The sequence below is a fragment of the Mesorhizobium sp. P160187 genome (assembly GCF_057766425.1).
In genome coordinates this window covers 1,444,781-1,461,950 of the sequence record NZ_JBYMDX010000005.1, presented here as the reverse complement: position 1 = coordinate 1,461,950, position 17,170 = coordinate 1,444,781, and the positions used below count along the sequence as shown (strand labels likewise).

At 62.2% G+C, this 17,170-nt stretch carries 15 protein-coding genes; 6 read left to right on the top strand and 9 right to left on the bottom strand.

Going from position 1 to position 17,170, the window contains the following annotated elements:
* Nucleotides 1-150 precede the first annotated feature (150 nt).
* Genes rbsK through AC3CCE_RS31980 form a run of 3 tightly spaced genes read right to left on the bottom strand, consistent with a single transcriptional unit; the run spans nt 151 to nt 2,632 of the window.
* Nucleotides 151-1,080, bottom strand: a complete 930-nt coding sequence (gene rbsK / locus AC3CCE_RS31990; protein WP_352625283.1) for a ribokinase — start codon at nt 1,078-1,080, stop codon at nt 151-153.
* Between the two features lie 4 nt (nt 1,081-1,084).
* Nucleotides 1,085-1,537, bottom strand: a complete 453-nt coding sequence (locus AC3CCE_RS31985; RefSeq protein WP_352625285.1) for an RbsD/FucU family protein — start codon at nt 1,535-1,537, stop codon at nt 1,085-1,087.
* Nucleotides 1,538-1,579: 42 nt separating this feature from the next.
* Nucleotides 1,580-2,632: an ABC transporter ATP-binding protein gene (locus AC3CCE_RS31980; RefSeq protein WP_352538792.1), complete on the bottom strand. Its 1,053-nt coding sequence runs from the start codon at nt 2,630-2,632 to the stop codon at nt 1,580-1,582.
* 273 nt (nt 2,633-2,905) lie between these two features.
* Here AC3CCE_RS31980 and AC3CCE_RS31975 point away from each other — a divergent pair, with 273 nt between their 5' ends.
* The 3 genes from AC3CCE_RS31975 to AC3CCE_RS31965 all read left to right on the top strand — a co-directional run bounded on the left by AC3CCE_RS31975 (nt 2,906) and on the right by AC3CCE_RS31965 (nt 6,711).
* Entirely contained in the window at nt 2,906-4,570 is a 1,665-nt protein-coding gene (locus AC3CCE_RS31975; protein ID WP_023705031.1) for an ABC transporter substrate-binding protein, read from the top strand.
* A gap of 98 nt (nt 4,571-4,668) precedes the next feature.
* The gene (locus tag AC3CCE_RS31970; protein WP_352625287.1) at nt 4,669-5,784 is read left to right on the top strand and encodes a carbohydrate ABC transporter permease; all 1,116 of its coding nucleotides are present in this window, start codon (nt 4,669-4,671) and stop codon (nt 5,782-5,784) included.
* A gap of 9 nt (nt 5,785-5,793) precedes the next feature.
* Nucleotides 5,794-6,711 carry a carbohydrate ABC transporter permease gene (locus AC3CCE_RS31965; protein WP_023739336.1) on the top strand — a complete coding sequence of 306 codons (918 nt, stop codon included), beginning with the start codon at nt 5,794-5,796 and terminating at the stop codon, nt 6,709-6,711.
* 232 nt (nt 6,712-6,943) lie between these two features.
* On the opposite strand, the gene AC3CCE_RS31960 is transcribed toward AC3CCE_RS31965, so the two are convergent.
* On the bottom strand, nt 6,944-7,687 hold the full coding sequence (locus AC3CCE_RS31960; protein ID WP_352625289.1) for a creatininase family protein: 744 nt from the start codon (nt 7,685-7,687) through the stop codon (nt 6,944-6,946).
* A 3-nt stretch (nt 7,688-7,690) separates the two neighbouring features.
* Nucleotides 7,691-8,257 (bottom strand): SIS domain-containing protein, encoded by a 567-nt coding sequence (locus tag AC3CCE_RS31955; protein ID WP_352625291.1) that lies wholly within the window; start codon nt 8,255-8,257, stop codon nt 7,691-7,693.
* 183 nt (nt 8,258-8,440) lie between these two features.
* Here AC3CCE_RS31955 and AC3CCE_RS31950 point away from each other — a divergent pair, with 183 nt between their 5' ends.
* A complete protein-coding gene (locus tag AC3CCE_RS31950) occupies nt 8,441-9,463 on the top strand; it encodes an aldo/keto reductase (RefSeq protein ID WP_023669424.1) in 1,023 nt (340 codons plus the stop codon).
* Between the two features lie 91 nt (nt 9,464-9,554).
* On the opposite strand, the gene AC3CCE_RS31945 is transcribed toward AC3CCE_RS31950, so the two are convergent.
* The 4 genes from AC3CCE_RS31945 to clpP all read right to left on the bottom strand — a co-directional run bounded on the left by AC3CCE_RS31945 (nt 9,555) and on the right by clpP (nt 14,908).
* Nucleotides 9,555-9,827 (bottom strand): HU family DNA-binding protein, encoded by a 273-nt coding sequence (locus tag AC3CCE_RS31945; protein ID WP_023669423.1) that lies wholly within the window; start codon nt 9,825-9,827, stop codon nt 9,555-9,557.
* A 196-nt stretch (nt 9,828-10,023) separates the two neighbouring features.
* The gene (lon, locus tag AC3CCE_RS31940) at nt 10,024-12,435 is read right to left on the bottom strand and encodes an endopeptidase La (protein ID WP_023682304.1); all 2,412 of its coding nucleotides are present in this window, start codon (nt 12,433-12,435) and stop codon (nt 10,024-10,026) included.
* 273 nt (nt 12,436-12,708) lie between these two features.
* Complete coding sequence (gene clpX, locus AC3CCE_RS31935; protein WP_023682305.1) at nt 12,709-13,983, bottom strand: ATP-dependent Clp protease ATP-binding subunit ClpX; 1,275 nt, start codon at nt 13,981-13,983, stop codon at nt 12,709-12,711.
* 295 nt (nt 13,984-14,278) lie between these two features.
* The gene (gene clpP, locus AC3CCE_RS31930) at nt 14,279-14,908 is read right to left on the bottom strand and encodes an ATP-dependent Clp endopeptidase proteolytic subunit ClpP (RefSeq protein WP_023682306.1); all 630 of its coding nucleotides are present in this window, start codon (nt 14,906-14,908) and stop codon (nt 14,279-14,281) included.
* 309 nt (nt 14,909-15,217) lie between these two features.
* Here clpP and AC3CCE_RS31925 point away from each other — a divergent pair, with 309 nt between their 5' ends.
* Nucleotides 15,218-15,808, top strand: coding sequence for a hypothetical protein (locus AC3CCE_RS31925; protein ID WP_023831022.1), 591 nt, complete (start codon nt 15,218-15,220; stop codon nt 15,806-15,808).
* A 107-nt stretch (nt 15,809-15,915) separates the two neighbouring features.
* Nucleotides 15,916-17,163 (top strand): cytochrome P450, encoded by a 1,248-nt coding sequence (locus AC3CCE_RS31920; protein WP_352625294.1) that lies wholly within the window; start codon nt 15,916-15,918, stop codon nt 17,161-17,163.
* The last annotated feature ends 7 nt before the right edge of the window (nt 17,164-17,170 follow it).

The following is a 17,170-nucleotide window of genomic DNA, read 5'->3' as shown; positions in this document are numbered from 1 at the left end:
CGGCCTGTCACGCCGGAGGTCGCGGGTTCGAGCCCCGTCACTCGCGCCATTTCTCCTCAGGAGAAATGTGACATAATCGTCTAGAACATGGTCTTTCATGTGGAAATTCAGATCCGGTCGGATCTGAATTCGGTCTCTCCCGCAACGACGTCACCCCTTGGCCAGCAGCGCCTCGACCTCCTGCAGCGTCGGCATGGAGGGCGCCGTACCCGGCCTTGTCACCGAAATGCCGGCGACGGCGCAGGCGAAGCGGACGGCTTGCAGCGGCTCCACGCCTTTGGCGAGTGCGGCGGCCAGGCCGCCATTGAAGGCATCGCCCGCACCGGTAGTTTCGACCACTGCGCCGGCATTGACCACCGGGACATGGTCGGACCGAGCGGCCGTGTGCAGCAGCGCGCCTTTTTCGCCGAGCGTGATGATGACCGAGCCGACGCCTTTTTTGAGCAGGCTGTCGGCGGCGCGGCGAGCGTCGTCGATCGAAGAAACCTTGATGCCGGTCAGTTCCTCCGCCTCGGTTTCGTTGGGGGTCACATAGTCGCACAGCGTGTAGATGCGGTCCGGCAGCTTGGCCGCCGGCGCCGGATTGAGAATGGTGGTCACCCCTGCCCCGCGCGCGATCTCGAGTGCGCGCAGTGCCGCGTCGATCGGCTGTTCGAGCTGGGTGACGAAGACGCCGGCTCCACGGATCAGGCCGGCATTGGCCTCGATGTCTTCAGACGAGATCAGCATCGCCGCACCCGGGCTGACGATGATGGCGTTGTTGCCGGTCGTCTCCTCGATGAAGATGTAGGCCGCGCCGGTATAGCTTTGCGGCGTGTCGATGACGGCGGATTTCACGCCCGCCTCTGCCCAGGTCGCCTTGGCCATGTCGGCGAAAGCATCGACGCCAAGCCGGGTCAGGAAAGTGATGTCGGCGCCGAGCTTGCCTGCCGCCACCGCCTGGTTCGAGCCCTTGCCGCCAGGTCCCAGCTTGAAGGAATTACCAAGAATGGTCTCGCCCATGCGCGGCTGTCGATCGGCCCGGTAAGCGGTGTCGGCGACGAAAACGCCCAGAATGACGACAGGCTTGCCCGACGCCATGGCCCTACTCGGCGTCCGGCGGCACGACGCCCTTGCGAAAGGCGAAGCAGCCATAGAAGCGGCGCTCGCCGGTCTGGATGACGCAATAGGCTTTCTTGGCGCGCTCGTAGAAGGCATAGCGCTCGACCGAGATCATCGGCCAGGCCTTGCCTTCCGTCTTGTCGATCTCCTTCTGCACCTCTTTTTGCACCGGCGGGATCTCGTCCGGCTTGCCGACGATCTCCATGCGCGCGGCCGCATCGTCGACGAAAGTGTCCAGCGGATAGAGCGACAGCACCGCCTTGACCACATCGGCCGCCGAGGCGTCGATGTGCAGCAGCTTGCCGAGCACGGTCTGCTTTGCCACCGAATCGGCGGGGAAATTGGTGTCGGCGATGATCAGATCGTCGCCGTGTCCCATTGCCCTGAGCGCCTGGAGCACATCGGCATTGAGCAATGGGTTGATCCCTTTGAGCATAGCAGTCCTCGTCAAACAGGTTTGGTCAAAGTCGATTGGAAATCAGAGCCGGTTGCCGGTCTCGGCGTCGAAGAGATGGACCTGGTCGAGGCGCGGCTTGAGATTGAGCGTGTCGCCGGGCTTGAAGTCGTGGCGCTCGCGAAACAGCGCCACCATCTCGCCCTCGCCGAAACGTACGAAGACCAGCGTTTCGGAACCGGTCGGCTCGACTACCGAGATCTTTGCCGGCACGCCGTCGGGATGGATTTCGAGATGCTCGGGCCGCACGCCATAGACCACGGCCTGGCCCTCCTTGGCGGCGCTGCCGGCCGCAATCGGGAACAGCGTGCCTGCTATCTCGACCTTGTCGCCTTTGCGCACCACGCCTTTGAGCAGGTTCATCGACGGCGAGCCGATGAAGCCGGCGACAAACAGATTGGCCGGCCGGTCGAACAATTCCAACGGCGCGCCGACTTGCTCGATGCGGCCGTCGCGCATGACGACGATCTTGTCGGCCATGGTCATGGCCTCGATCTGGTCGTGGGTGACGTAGATGGTGGTGGTCTTCAGCCGCTGGTGCAGTTCCTTGATCTCGGTGCGCATCTGCACGCGCAGCTTGGCGTCGAGATTGGAGAGCGGCTCGTCGAACAGGAAGACCTGCGGATTGCGCACGATGGCGCGGCCCATGGCGACGCGCTGGCGCTGGCCACCGGAGAGCTGGCGCGGATAACGTTTCAGGTACGGATTGAGGTCGAGAATGTCGGCGGCGCGCTTGACCCGCTCGGCGACCACGGCTGGATCGGTCTTGCGCAGCTTCAGCGCAAACGCCATGTTCTGCTCCACCGTCTTGTGCGGATAGAGCGCGTAGTTCTGGAACACCATGGCGATGTCGCGCTTGGCCGGCGGCAGATTGTTGACGATGCGCTCGCCAATGGCGATCGTGCCGCCGGAGACGGTCTCCAGCCCGGCCACCATCCTGAGCAGCGTGGACTTGCCGCAGCCCGACGGGCCGACCAACACCACGAACTGGCCATCGGCGATATCGACGCTGACCTCGTGCAGGACCTTGACGGTTCCGAACGCCTTGGCCACATTGCTGATCGCGACTTGAGCCATCGTCCCCCCTTTTCTCGCGGTGAAGCTAGCCATTGCCAACGGCAAGGGCAAGTCGGTATGTTATCGATAAAAAGCCATTCGTGTTGACAAGGTAATCGATTACGCAAATATTAGCTGTTGCCAATCCGGCAGTCGGATTTTTATCCGAAAATCGGAGCTCCAGGCGACGCAGGGTGGGGTCCCACGTCCCCGTATGATAAAGGAGAACCGCCGACGTTTCGGCGTCGGAGGGATTGGCATTTTAATTCACGACTGTTGTTCTGGGAGGAATAGATGAGAGTCGGTCTGTACGAAAAACTCGTCCGCGCGGGTGCCACCCGGCGTGACATACTCAAGGGCGCGGCCTCGATGGCCGCGATCGCCGCCGCATCGGGCGCTGGGCTCGGCGCTTTCACCCGCCCGGCTGAAGCCGCCAGCGAGCTACGCTCCAAAATTCTTCAGATCCCCGGCGTCGGCAAGGGTCAGCCGACGGATGCCGATTTCCAGAAGGTCGGCGAACTCTGCCTGGAAGCCACCAAGGCCAACGTCAAGGAAGGCGAATTCGCCGGCGTCGAGCTCACCTTCATGGGCCTCAACAACCAGAACCTGCACAATGTGCTGTTCCGCGGCTTCCTGAAGCCGTGGGAGGCCTATACCGGCGCCAAGATCAGCTGGATCGACCTGGCGCAGGCCGACTACAATGCCCGCCTGCAGCAGTCGATCGCAACCGGCACCGTCGACTTCGACATCATCGAGATGGGCGCGCCCTTCGAAGGCGATGTCTGCGGCAAGGGCCTGACGTCCGAGATGCCCGACTGGGTCAAAGAGCAGATCGACATGAAGGATGTCGTGGCCTATCTGCAGCCGCCGGTCGGCACCTGGGACGGCAAGCAGTACCGGATCACCGTCGATGGCGATGCGCACAACTTCAATTACCGCACCGACGTTTTTGCCGATGCCGACCTCGCCAAGGCGTGGAAGGACGGCGGCGCGACCACCGAATGGGGTGTGCCGAAGACCTGGCAGGAAGTCCAGGCCGTCACAAAATTCCTCAAGGGCAAGAAGTTCAAGGACCAGGACGTCTTCGGCTATCTCGATGCGCCCAAGGCCTGGGGCGGTTTCGGCTTCTACTTCCTCGGCAGCCGCGCCACCGCCTATGCCAAGCATCCCGACGACAAGGCCTGGCTGTTCGATGCCGACACGATGAAGCCGCGCATCAACAATCCGGCCTGGGTGCGCGCCATCCAGGACGTCATCGACGCGCTGCCGTCGGAGCCCGCCGACCAGATCAACGCCGACCCGAACACGACAGCCTTCCAGCAGTTCCTGGCCGGCACCGGTTCGATGGTCACCTGGTGGGGCGACGTCGGCTCCAACGTCAAGACCAACGATAGCTCGGTCATCGGCGACGTCACCGGCTTCTCGATCCTGCCGGGGTCCGACGACGTCTACAATGCCAAGACCGGCGCTTGGGACAAACTCGCCAGCGGCCCGAACTATGCGCCGAACTGCGCCTATCTCGGCTGGGGCGTCTACGTCATGGCCCGCGTCGATACGGACGAAAAGAAGAAAAAAGCGGCATGGTCGGCCGCCGCTCATCTCGGCGGCAAGGACCTGTCGATCTGGACGGCGATGTATCCGTCCGGCTTCCAGCCCTACCGCAACTCGCATTTCGACATTCCCGAATGGGTGGCGGCAGGCTACGACGAGGCGTTCATCACCTCGTATCTGAAGTCGGAAGCCGACAGCTACAACCATCCGAACGCGGCGATCGAGCCGCGCATCCCCGGCATCTTCCAGTATTATTCGGCTGCCGAGGACATTCTGGCCAACACATTCGCCGGCAAGATGAAGGCGCAGGAAGGCGCCGACGCCATTGCCGCGGCCTGGGAGAAGCTGACCGACCAGATCGGCCGCGAAAACCAGATCAAGCTCTACAAGGCCTCGCTCGGCGTGTAGGCTGATCCTATCGTGACAACAGGTCCGGCGGTGCAAGCCGCCGGACCTGACCGGCTCGGGCCGGTCGCAGGCTTGATTTTTTAAACGGACGGGGACGCGTGGCAGACCAGACCACCAATGCATGGCCGGCCAACGCCGGCCCAGCCGATCTGATCTCGCCGGCCCGCAAGCGGGCGGGTTTTGCCCTGATGGCGGCCGCCACGCTTGGCCTGCTGGCGGTGATCGCGTTTGAGATCCTCTACAAGAACGAGATCACCACGCTCGGCTTCGAGACCTGGCGTCCGATCGTCTACGCCTATGTTCTGTGGGGCGTGGCGCTCGGCATCGGCCAGGTGCTGACGCGCGGCGAGGACGGCCAGCGCGCGCTGTTCCTGCTGCCGGCGCTGCTGTTCACCATCGCCATGGTGATCTTCCCGACGCTGTTCGGCTTCTATATCGCGCTGACCGACTGGAACCTGTCGTCCTTTTCCGGCCGCAAGTTCAACGGGCTCGACAATTTCTGGCAGATGCTGGCCGATCCCTACTACCGCAACGCGCTGTTCAACATGGTGCTTTATGTGCTCGCCGTGCTGGTCGAATATGTCATCGCTTTCGGCCTGGCGCTGCTGCTCAACGCGCAGATCCGGGCGCGCAAATTCTTCCGAGTCGTCTTCCTGATGCCGCTGATGCTGTCGCCGGTCGCGGTATCCTGGATGATCGGCAAATCGCTGATGGAATACCGTTTCGGGCCGGCGGCGACGCTGGCGCGCCATCTCGGCTGGGAGAACCCCGCCTTCTTCTCCAACCCGATCACCGCCCGCATCTCGATCATGGTGCTCGACGCCTGGACCTTCATCCCGTTCATGATGATCATGCTGCTTGCCGGCCTGCAGGCGATGTCGCGCGACGTGCTGGAGGCAGCGCGCGTCGACGGCGCCACGCCATGGCAGACTTTTTGGCAGGTCACCTTCCCGCTGATGCTGCCGGTGTCGGTGACGGCGGTGATCCTGCGCATCATCTTCAAGCTGAAGCTTGCCGACATCATCATCACCGTGACCTCCGGCGGGCCTGGCGGCGCCACGGATTCGGTGTCGAGCTTCATCTACCGCGAATACCGCGACCGCTCGAATGTCGGCTACGGCACCATGCTGGCGATGGCCTATCTCGTCATCATCGTCGTGTTCGTGACCTGGCTGTTGAAATTGGCCAATCGCTTCGTGCGCAACGTGAACTGACGAGGCACAATGAGCGTCCAGACCACCGACTATACTGCCTCGGAAATCCGCTCACCGCTAGGTTTTCTGGCCAATCGCATCTTCATCTATGGCGCGCTGGCGTTCTGGGCCTTCATCTGCCTGTTCCCGATCTACTGGACGATCACCACCTCGTTCAAGACTGCGGTCGACGTCACGCAAGGACACCTCATCCCGTTCGTCGACTTCCAACCGGACTGGAAGGGCTGGCGCTCGCTCGGCCTGTCGCCGGATTCGATCTTCCAGACCTCGACGGTGCGGGAGGAGTTTTTCAAGCGCTTCATGAATTCGGTCATCACCTCGGTCGGCGCATCGAGCCTCGCCATCGTCATCGGCAGCCTCGCCGCCTATGGGCTGACCCGGTACCGCTATCAGTTCGCCTGGTTCAAGAACGAGGACATCTCCTTCTTCTTCCTGTCGCAGCTGATCCTGCCGCCGGTGGTGCTCGCCCTGCCCTTCCTGGTGCTCTACCGCGAGGTCGGCCTGCTCGACACACGCATCGGCCTGATCCTGCTCTACACGCTCATGGTGCTGCCGATCGTCATCTGGATCATGCGCGACCAGTTCAATTCGATCCCTGTCGAACTGGAGGAGGCAGCGCTGGTCGACGGCCTGTCGATCTGGGGCGCCTTTTTCCGCATCGTCATGCCGATTGCGCTGCCGGGCATGGTCGCCGCCTTCATCCTGGCGATGGTGCTGTGCTGGAACGAGTACTTTTTTGCGGCACTCCTGACGTCGACCGACGCCAAGACCATTCCGGTGATGGTGGCGAGCCAGACCGGCTCGCAAGGCATCAACTGGTGGTCGATGGCGGCGCTTGCCACCGCCGCGATCGCACCGCTGGCGGTCATCGGGATTGCGCTTGAACGCTATCTGATCATGGGCATGACGGCGGGGGCGGTGAAGTAGGCGAGAGGCGGCGTGCCCCTCTACTGTTGACCTCGGCGGGACAGCACCCCCCTCTGGCCTGCCGGCCATCTCCCCCGCAAGGAGGGAGATCGGCAGCTTTGGCTGCATCGCTTTTCTTGCGACGTAGGTGATTGGCGAAAGCGGAAATGACATCTGATCTCCCCCCTTGCGGGGGAGATGTCCGGCAGGACAGAGGGGGGTGTGAAGGATCGCTACAGAGCGACTTTGTCTGCTAGCGCCCCAATATCGCCCTCAGGTGATCCATGATCATCGCCACACCCTTTCGCCCCAGCTCCGCCGAGGCCTCCGGCGCACTGGCCGTATACCACGCGGTATTCTCGCCAAAACGCCCGGCATCGACCGCTTCCGGACACAGTGCCAGCATCAATGATGTCTCGCCAACACCGGCGTGATCGAACGGATACTTCCCGTTCATGGCAGCCGACATTAGCGGGTGCACCTGCACCCAGTTGAAGAAATTCTCGCCGGCGGCGTGCCCGGAATAATAATCGGCCATCTCGTCTGAGCCCCACCAGCCCTCGCCGCGCTGCTTCTCGAGGAAGCGGAAGATCGCCTGGCGGCCGGCGGCCTTGAAGGCGAGATCGGTCGGCATGCCGGCGGCAAAGTTCTCGGTCTGGTGGTGGATGATGGCGTTGATGTTACGAAAGCCGATGCGCAGCAGGCTGTATAACAATTCTTCGGCGAACGGCGCCAGCTGGTTGCCGCCGACCTGCACCGAGCCGTTGCCTTCGGGTGCTGCCACCACATAGCTCGCCGCACCGTAGTAGAAAGCCGGCAGGATGACGACGTCGGCCTCCTTCTCGTAGAGCTCCAGCGTCTTGACGACGGCCAGCGTGTCCATGCCGACGGCCATGTGCTCGCCGTGATATTCGAGCACGCCGAGCGGGAGAGCGACCGGCCAGTTCTCGGCGATCGCCTTGCGGATCTGGTGCGGCAGCATCAGTTCGTAGCGCATGATCTATTCCATGTTGGTGTGGCGGGCGCGCATGGCCTCGGACGACTGGCCGGTCAGCGCCTTGAGCTTCAGCACCATGACCTCGAACAGCAGGAACGGCGCCCCTTCGAAGACCGAGCCCATCGGCAGCAGCGATGTCTTTTGCGGCCCTTGGTCACGCGCCATGGTCTGCGCCGGGATCAGCAAGGTGAAGTCGGCAAGCGCGACCGCACTGCTGCCTGCCTCGGCGGTGAGCAAAAGCACGGTGGCGCCGGCCTGGCGGGCGACTTGCATCAAGGTGAGCACCGTCGTCGTCTCGCCCGGGCCGGAACTGACCAGGAAGACATCGGCTGCGCCAAGCGGTGGCGTGTTCATGTCGCCGACCACCGACACCTCAAGCCCAAGGTGATAGAGGCGCATGGCGAAACCCTTGAGCTGCAACGCTTCGCGGCCGCAGCCATAGACGCCGATCTTTTGCGCGCGGGCCAGGGTTTCGCAGGCGATGTCGATGCCGGCTTCGTCGACGCGCGCCAGTACGGCGCCCAGCTCTTGCAGGGCGGTCGAAAACATATCCGAGCCGGCATTCGCCATGAGAGTCCCATCTGTCGGGCCGGGTTTGTGGCCGGTGATTTCCGGTTGCGCGCTTTCGGAAAAGGCTTGTTTTTGTTCATGCTATCATCGGGAAAATGCCTGTCCAACGGCCATGGCGGCTTTTGCTGAGCCAGCGGCGTGATAGTGTCATGTCAGACAATCAATCCAGGAAATCAGCACGACATGAAGACACGGCATTTCGACCGCATCGGCAATGGCGGCCTCGACTTCACCGAGCTTGGCTTCGGCAGCGCGCCGCTCGGCAACCTTTACCGCGCCGTCCCCGACGCGGATGCCAACGCGACGCTGGAGGCGGCGTGGGCGACCGGCTGCCGTTACTACGACACCGCGCCGCTCTATGGCCTGGGCCTTGCCGAAACACGGCTCAATGCCTTCCTGCGCGGCAGGAAGCGCGACGATTATGTGCTGTCGAGCAAGGTCGGTCGCCTGTTGCGCGCCTGCCCGCCGGAGGAACGAACCGGCATCGGCAAGTTCTTCGACACACCGACGCGCAAGGAGGTCTACGACTACAGCTATGACGGCGTCATGCGCTCGTTCGAGGCGTCGCTGGAACGGCTTGGCGTCGACCGCATCGACATCCTTTTCGTCCATGACCTCGACATCTTCACCCATGGCAGCAAGGAGGCGTCAGACCAGCGCATCGAGGAATTCATGGCCTCGGGCTACAACGGACTGGTTGCGCTGCGCGACCAGGGCGTGATCAAGGCCTTCGGCGGCGGCATCAACGAATGGGAGGTTTGCCAGACGCTGGCGGAGCGTGGCGACTTCGACCTGTTCCTGCTGGCCGGGCGCTACACGCTGCTGGAACAGGAAGCGCTTGCCACCTTCCTGCCGCTCTGCGAGCAACGCGGCATCGGCATCGTTCTCGGCGGTCCTTACAATTCCGGCATCCTGGCGACCGGGCCGAAGCCAGGCGCCTATTACAATTACTCCGAGGCGCCAAGGGACATCATGGATCGCGTCGGGCGCATCGAGGCCGTCTGCCAGCGCCATGGCGTCAGGCTGATCGAGGCGGCGCTGCAGTTTCCGCTGCTGCACCCCTCCGTGGTGTCGGTCATCCCCGGCGGCCAGCGGCCGAGCGAAGTCGAAAGCAACCGCGCCCTGCTCGATGCCAAGCTGCCCGCGGCGCTGTGGGCGGACCTCAAGCAGGAAGGCCTGATGCGCGCGGATGCGCCGGTGGGCTGAAGGCTCGCCTCAGCGGGCTGACGGCTTGCCGCGATCGAGGCAAAAGAAAAGCCGGGCGAACCCGGCTTTCCAACATTCTCTGAAAAAATTTTTAGTTGACCGCGTCCTTGAGGCCTTTGCCGGCCGAGAACTTCGGCACGGTACGCGCCGGAATCTTCACTTCCGCGCCAGTCTGCGGGTTGCGGCCAGTCGATGCCGCACGCTTGGAGACGGTGAAATTTCCGAAGCCGACGAGCCGTACATCGCCGCCCTTCTTCAGTTCGCCAGTGATGACGGAGAACACCGCCTCAACCGCCGACTGTGCGTCACCCTTCGAAATGCTCGCGGATTCAGCGACAGCGGAAACCAGTTCGTTCTTGTTCATAAAAATTCCCTTCCATGAGAAAACCGGAACTTTCGACTCATCCGGCAGGAGAGGGACTTTAGAAAGAAGCGCTCGCAAACCCAAGTCAAAAAGCCGGAAATAAGTTGAAAAAAGCCCGGAAAAGGTGGGTTTTTCACATGAAAAAGCCGGGCTCAAGGCCCGGCTCTCTCTTTGTGCACTGCAACTTTAGTAGTTTCTAATGTGCAAGCGACTTTCCAGCATCGTCAACGGTATCGGTGGAAGCCGGCGGATTGACCGGCTCGACCCACTCGATCGGCTCCGGCATGCGCACCAGCGCGTGCCTCAGAACCTCGCCGACACGTGAGACCGGAATGATCTCCATACCGTTCTTCACATTGTCCGGTATCTCCGCCAGATCCTTGGCGTTGTCTTCCGGGATCAGCACCTTCTTGATGCCGCCGCGCAATGCGGCGAGCAGCTTCTCCTTGAGGCCGCCGATCGGCAAGATGCGGCCGCGAAGCGTTATCTCGCCAGTCATCGCCACATCGGCCCGGACCGGAATACCAGTCATGACAGACACGATGGCTGTCGCCATGGCAGCACCTGCAGACGGACCGTCCTTCGGCGTGGCGCCTTCGGGCAAGTGGACGTGGATGTCACGCTTGTCGAACAGCGGCGGCTCGATGCCGAAATCGATGGCCCGCGAGCGGACATAAGAGGCCGCCGCCGAGATCGATTCCTTCATCACGTCGCGCAGATTGCCGGTCACCGTCATGCGGCCCTTGCCGGGCATCATGACGCCTTCGACCGTCAGCAGCTCGCCGCCGACTTCCGTCCAGGCAAGACCGGTGACGACACCGACCTGATCGTCAGCCTCGACCTGGCCGAAGCGGAAGCGCGGAACACCGAGGTAATCGGCGAGGTTCGCCGCCGTGATGCTCACCGTCTTCTTCTTCGTCTTCAGGATCTCGGTCACCGCCTTGCGCCCGAGTTTCATCAGCTCGCGCTCCAGGCTTCTGACGCCCGCTTCACGGGTGTAGGTCTGGATGATGCCGCGGATCGCGTCCTCGCCGACGGAGAATTCCTTCGGCTGCAGGGCATGGTCGCGGATCACCTTGGGCATCAGGTGACGCTTGGCGATCTCGATCTTCTCGTCCTCGGTGTAGCCGGCGATACGGATGATCTCCATGCGGTCCATCAGGGGCGCAGGGATGTTCAGCGTGTTCGCCGTCGTCACGAACATCACGCTCGACAGATCGTATTCGACCTCGAGGTAATGGTCCATGAACGTCGAGTTCTGCTCGGGATCGAGCACCTCGAGCAAGGCCGATGACGGATCGCCGCGGAAGTCCTGGCCCATCTTGTCGATCTCGTCGAGCAGGAAGAGCGGGTTGGACTTCTTGGCCTTCTTCATCGACTGGATGACCTTGCCGGGCATCGAACCGATATAGGTGCGGCGGTGACCACGGATCTCGGCCTCGTCACGCACGCCGCCAAGCGCCATGCGGATGAATTCGCGGCCGGTCGCCTTGGCGATCGATTTGCCGAGCGAGGTCTTGCCGACGCCGGGAGGGCCGACGAGGCACAGGATTGGCCCCTTCAGCTTCTTCTGGCGGCTTTGCACGGCGAGATACTCGACGATGCGGTCCTTGACCTTGTCGAGGCCGAAATGATCGGTGTCGAGCACGTTCTGCGCAAACGCCAGGTCCTGCTTGACCTTGGAGTTCTTGCCCCACGGGATCGACAGGATCCAGTCGAGATAATTGCGCACCACGGTCGATTCCGCCGACATCGGCGACATCGTCCGCAGCTTCTTCAACTCGGCTTCCGCCTTTTCGCGGGCCTCCTTGGAGAGCTTGGTCTTCTTGATGCGCGCCTCGATCTCGGCGGCCTCGTCGCGGCCGTCCTCGCCTTCGCCGAGCTCCTTCTGGATCGCCTTCATCTGCTCGTTGAGGTAATATTCGCGCTGCGTCTTCTCCATCTGGCGCTTGACGCGCGAGCGGATGCGCTTCTCCACCTGCAGGACGGAGATTTCGGCTTCCATGAAGCCCATCGCCTTTTCCAGCCGTTCCTTGACGGACAGCGTGGCCAGCATCTCCTGCTTCTCGGGGATCTTGATGGCGAGGTGCGAGGCAACCGTATCGGCGAGCTTGGAATAGTCGTCGATCTGGCTGGCGGCGCCCACCACTTCAGGCGAGATCTTCTTGTTCAGCTTGACGTAGTTTTCGAAGTCGGTGACGACCGAACGGGCGAGCGCCTCGACCTCGACCTCTTCCTCCTCCGGCTCGACCAGCGCCGTGGCGGTAGCTTCGTGGAAGTCCGGACGGTCGGTGAACGAGACGATCTTGGCACGCGAAGCGCCTTCGACCAGCACCTTGACGGTGCCGTCGGGCAGCTTCAGCAATTGCAGCACATTGGCGAGCGTGCCGATGTCGAAGATCGCATCGGGCTCGGGATCGTCATCGGCGGCATTCATCTGGGTGGCAAGCAGGATCTGCTTTTCCTGACCCATAACCTCTTCCAGCGCCTTGATCGACTTTTCACGCCCGACAAAGAGCGGAACGATCATGTGCGGGAACACCACGATGTCGCGCAGTGGGAGGACTGCGAAGACGCCGTCGCTGGGAGCCTTGGATATTTTGGCCATTGTCCAACCTTTCATGTCGCGGCCGCTAATTGAGCCAACCGCGAATCTCATATTAACGACCGGGGATCGTTCCGCCTACCACCGTTTGTGACGGGAGTTTTACAGCACAGAATTCGGCACCACGGCCTTCCGATGTTAGTTGGATGCACGAGGGGCAAAGATCAAGGGTCGACACGTTCGTTCATCCACTCCGTCACAAGGATCGGTACCTCACCACAGCAAAACGGCGCCCCGCGGGCGCCGTTCCATAAAAAGGTTAGGCCAGATGCCAGATCAGGCGCTGACGTTGCCCTTCTTTTCCTTCTGCTCGGAATAGATGTAGAGCGGCCGGGCGCTGCCGGTCACCACTTCTTCCGAAATCACCACTTCGCGCACGCCTTCCAGGGCGGGCAGTTCGAACATGGTGTCGAGCAGGATCGCTTCCATGATCGAGCGGAGGCCACGGGCGCCGGTCTTGCGCTCGATGGCGCGCTTGGCGATCGCCGACAGCGCATTCTCATGGAAGGTCAGGTCGACACTCTCCATCTCGAACAGCCGCTGATACTGCTTGACCAGCGCGTTTTTCGGCTCGGTCAGGATCTGGATCAGCGCCGGCTCGTCGAGGTCTTCCAGCGTCGCCAGGACCGGCAGACGGCCGACAAACTCGGGGATGAGGCCGAACTTCAAGAGATCCTCGGGCTCGACCAGGCGGAACACGTCACCGGTGCGGCGATCCTCGGGCGAAGCGACGATGGCGCCGAAGCCGATGGAAGTCTTCCTGCCGCGATCCGAGATGATCTTGTCCAGCCCGGCGAAGGCGCCGCCGCAGATGAACAGGATGTTGGCGGTGTCGACCTGCAGGAACTCCTGCTGCGGATGCTTGCGGCCGCCCTGCGGCGGCACGGAGGCAACGGTGCCTTCCATGATCTTCAGAAGCGCCTGCTGCACACCCTCGCCCGACACGTCGCGGGTGATCGATGGGTTGTCGGACTTGCGCGAAATCTTGTCGATTTCATCGATGTAGACGATGCCGCGCTGGGCGCGCTCGACATTGTAGTCGGCCGACTGCAGCAGCTTCAGGATGATGTTTTCGACGTCCTCGCCGACGTAACCGGCTTCGGTCAGCGTCGTCGCGTCGGCCATGGTGAAGGGCACGTCGATGATGCGGGCCAGCGTCTGGGCAAGCAGCGTCTTGCCGCAGCCGGTCGGGCCGATCAGCAGGATGTTGGACTTCGCCAATTCGACGTCGTTGTTCTTGCCGGCATGCGCCAGGCGCTTGTAGTGGTTGTGGACAGCCACCGACAGCACGCGCTTGGCGTAGGGCTGGCCGATGACATAGTCGTCGAGAACCTTCAGGATCTCCTGCGGGGTCGGCACGCCCTCGCGCGACTTCACCATCGAGGTCTTGTTCTCCTCGCGGATGATGTCCATGCACAGCTCTACGCACTCGTCGCAGATGAACACCGTTGGGCCGGCGATCAGCTTGCGCACCTCGTGCTGGCTTTTGCCGCAAAACGAGCAATAAAGCGTGTTCTTCGAATCACCGCTGTTGTTGCCGACTTTGCTCATTTTCCTGTCCTTTCATGGCCGCCCGCCGATGGTCTGGCTGAAAGGGCGCATATTCTATCTATCGCGGGAATTCGCCGCCGCCAGTGTCCCGGCTCCCGCAACGCATTCCGTACGAAACACAAATCAGAAAACGTCGCAATGATTCGCGCCAACCCTGCACAAAGCTAAGCCGTCGAAAATCAACATAGCCTTAACGTAGGCAATCCCATCCACCGAGGGAACAGCCAATTGTGGCCGAAATGCCGCAAATCCCAGCAAAAGCGCGTTATCCAGCCACGCAACTGCCATGCAGCGCTTATGCCGCAGCGCCTTCGACCGGCTCGCGCGACGAAATGACCTTGTCGATGAGGCCGAAATCCTTGGCTTCGTCGGCTGTCATGAAATGGTCGCGGTCAAGCGTCTTTTCAATGTCTTCGTAGCTCTTACCGGTGTGTTTGACGTAGACCTCGTTGAGGCGGCGCTTCAGCTTGATGATGTCCTGCGCGTGCCGCTCGATGTCGGAGGCCTGGCCCTGGAAACCGCCGGAAGGCTGGTGAACCATGATACGGGCGTTCGGCGTGGCAAAACGCATGTCCTTGTGGCCGGCGGTCAGAAGCAGCGAGCCCATCGACGCCGCCTGGCCGATGCACAGCGTCGACACCGCCGGCTTGATGAACTGCATGGTGTCGTAGATCGCCATGCCCGAGGTCACCACGCCGCCCGGCGAGTTGATGTAGAGATTGATCTCTTTCTTCGGGTTCTCGGCCTCGAGGAACAAAAGCTGTGCACAAACCAGCGTCGCCATACCGTCTTCGACCGGGCCGGTGATGAAAATGATGCGCTCTTTCAGCAGGCGCGAGAAAATGTCGTAGGCCCGCTCGCCGCGATTGGTCTGCTCGACCACCATCGGAACGAGGTTCATGTAGGTTTCGACGGGGTTCTTCATGGACTACCCTTTTTGGAGATGGGGATTCCGGCGCCGGAACATCGGGCAGAATCGGTTCTTGACGGTTAGAATGTAAATAGGATGCCGGCTCACCCTAGCGCAAGGCCGCCTCCTCCTAGCCATCTGGTTAAGTCGAATCAAGGTTTCCGCGCAAGGGAAAGTCCGAACGCGGCCAGCGGCGTTTTTGCGGTGTAGCAATTCCTTAACCGCGTCGCTTAACGAAATGCGGCGAAACCGCTTTCCCCCGGAGAACCTTCCCCTACAATTCAACATTGAACCTCACGTTTCGGGTTCAAACAGGGGAGTGCCATGATCAGGAAAACTGCTTGCCTCGCCATCTCCGGCCTTGCCGGTCTCGGCATGGTGTCCGATGCGGTTGCCGGCGGCCGGGCCGCCGAATGCTATGAGCCGGTGCACAGGCCGGCGCTCTATGACACCGTCTATGAAGACGTCATGGTCAGTCCCGGCGGGCAGTTGGTCGACTATGATCCGCCGATCTATGGCACCATGGAGCGCGTCGAGCAGATCGCGCCGCCCCGAGTCACCTATGACATCGTACCGGCGAGAACCCGCACCGTTTACCGCACGGTCCAGGTCGACGATGGCGGCTATGCCTGGGAATGGCGCGTCATCCACGGCCGCAAGGTGCTGTGCAAGGTGTGGCGCAAGGCCCGCTACGCGCGTGTGGCCGAAACGGTGGTGGTTGAACCGGAGCGCACCCGCCGGCTTGTGCTGCCGGCCGAATATGAGAGCGTCGCCCATGAAGTGCTGGTGCGGCCCGAGCGGCGGCACGTCACCCAGATAGCGCCGTCATACCAGAGGATGGCGCGCCGGGTGGTGGTGCAGGAAGGCTCGACCAGCTGGCGCCGCGTGCATATTGCCAGGCATTGCGAGGATTAGACTTCGGTACTTCGCCGAGGTCCGCCTCGGTTGGCTCAATCCATAGGGCCGTCGGGTGCCAACATCCGGTCTGGCACCAAGCCGGCAAGCCGCGGTAATGGTCTGGCATGACCACATCCATGCCGCCCTACCTCGCCTTTGATCCAGCCACGCGCCGCCTGCAGCTCGATCCGCACGAACCGGCGTTTTTCCAGAACCCCTACGACGCCTATGCCGTCCTGCATGGCGCATCGAATGCCTTCTTCTGGGAGGAATTCGGCTTTTGGTGCTTTGGCGGCTTCGACGACGTCAACCGGCTGTTGCGCGACCGCCGCTTCGGTCGCCAGAACCCGGCCGGCATTCCCGACAGCCGCGGCATCGGCGAGGATCGCTCGCATTTGGCCGCTTTCGACGGCATCGAGAGCAATTCGATGCTGGAGCTGGAGCCGCCGGTGCACACCAGGCTCAGAACCCTGGTCAACCGCGCCTTCGTCTCGCGCCAGGTCGAGCGGCTGCGGCCGCGCGTCGAAGCGCTGGCCAATGAACTGATCGACCGTTTCGAACCGCGCCAGGTCGATCTAATGCCCAGCTTCGCCGCGCCTTTGCCGATCACCATCATCGCCGAAATGCTCGGTGTGCCGGTCGAAATGGGGCCGCAACTGCTCGACTGGTCGCACCGGATGGTGGCCATGTACATGCATGGCCGCACGCGCGAGACCGAGGAAGCGGCCAATCGCGCCGCGCGCGATTTTTCCGACTTTTTGCGCGGCTATGTCGCCGAGCGGCGCAAGAAGCCTGGCGACGACCTGCTATCGCTGCTGATCGCGGCGCAAGAGGATGGCCAGAAGCTGTCGGAAGACGAGTTGGTCTCGTCCGCCATCCTGTTGCTCAATGCCGGCCACGAGGCGACCGTCCATCAAACCGGCAACGCCGTGCGCACGTTGCTGGCGCAAGGCGGCGACCCCGGCCGTTTCTTCACCTCGCCGGAAGCAACCGCTGCGACGGTCGAGGAGTGCCTGCGCTTCGACGCGCCGCTGCACATGTTCACCCGCTACGCCTATCAGGAGGTCGAGGTGACATCCGGGGTTGTCGTACAACCGGGCGAGACGGTCGGCCTGCTGCTCGGCATGGCCAATCATGATCCGCTTGCCTTTGCCGGACCTGGCGCCTTCCGGCCCGGCCGACCAGACCAGAAGAATGTCTCGTTCGGCGCCGGTATCCATTTCTGTATTGGTGCGCCGCTGGCGCGGCTGGAATTGCAGGTGTCGCTGAAAACCCTGTTCGAGCGGCAGCCGCAACTCCATCTTGCGGAGCAGCCGCGCTTCCGCGACACCTATCATTTCCATGGGCTGGAAAAGCTCATTGTGAGCTTGTGAGGACGGC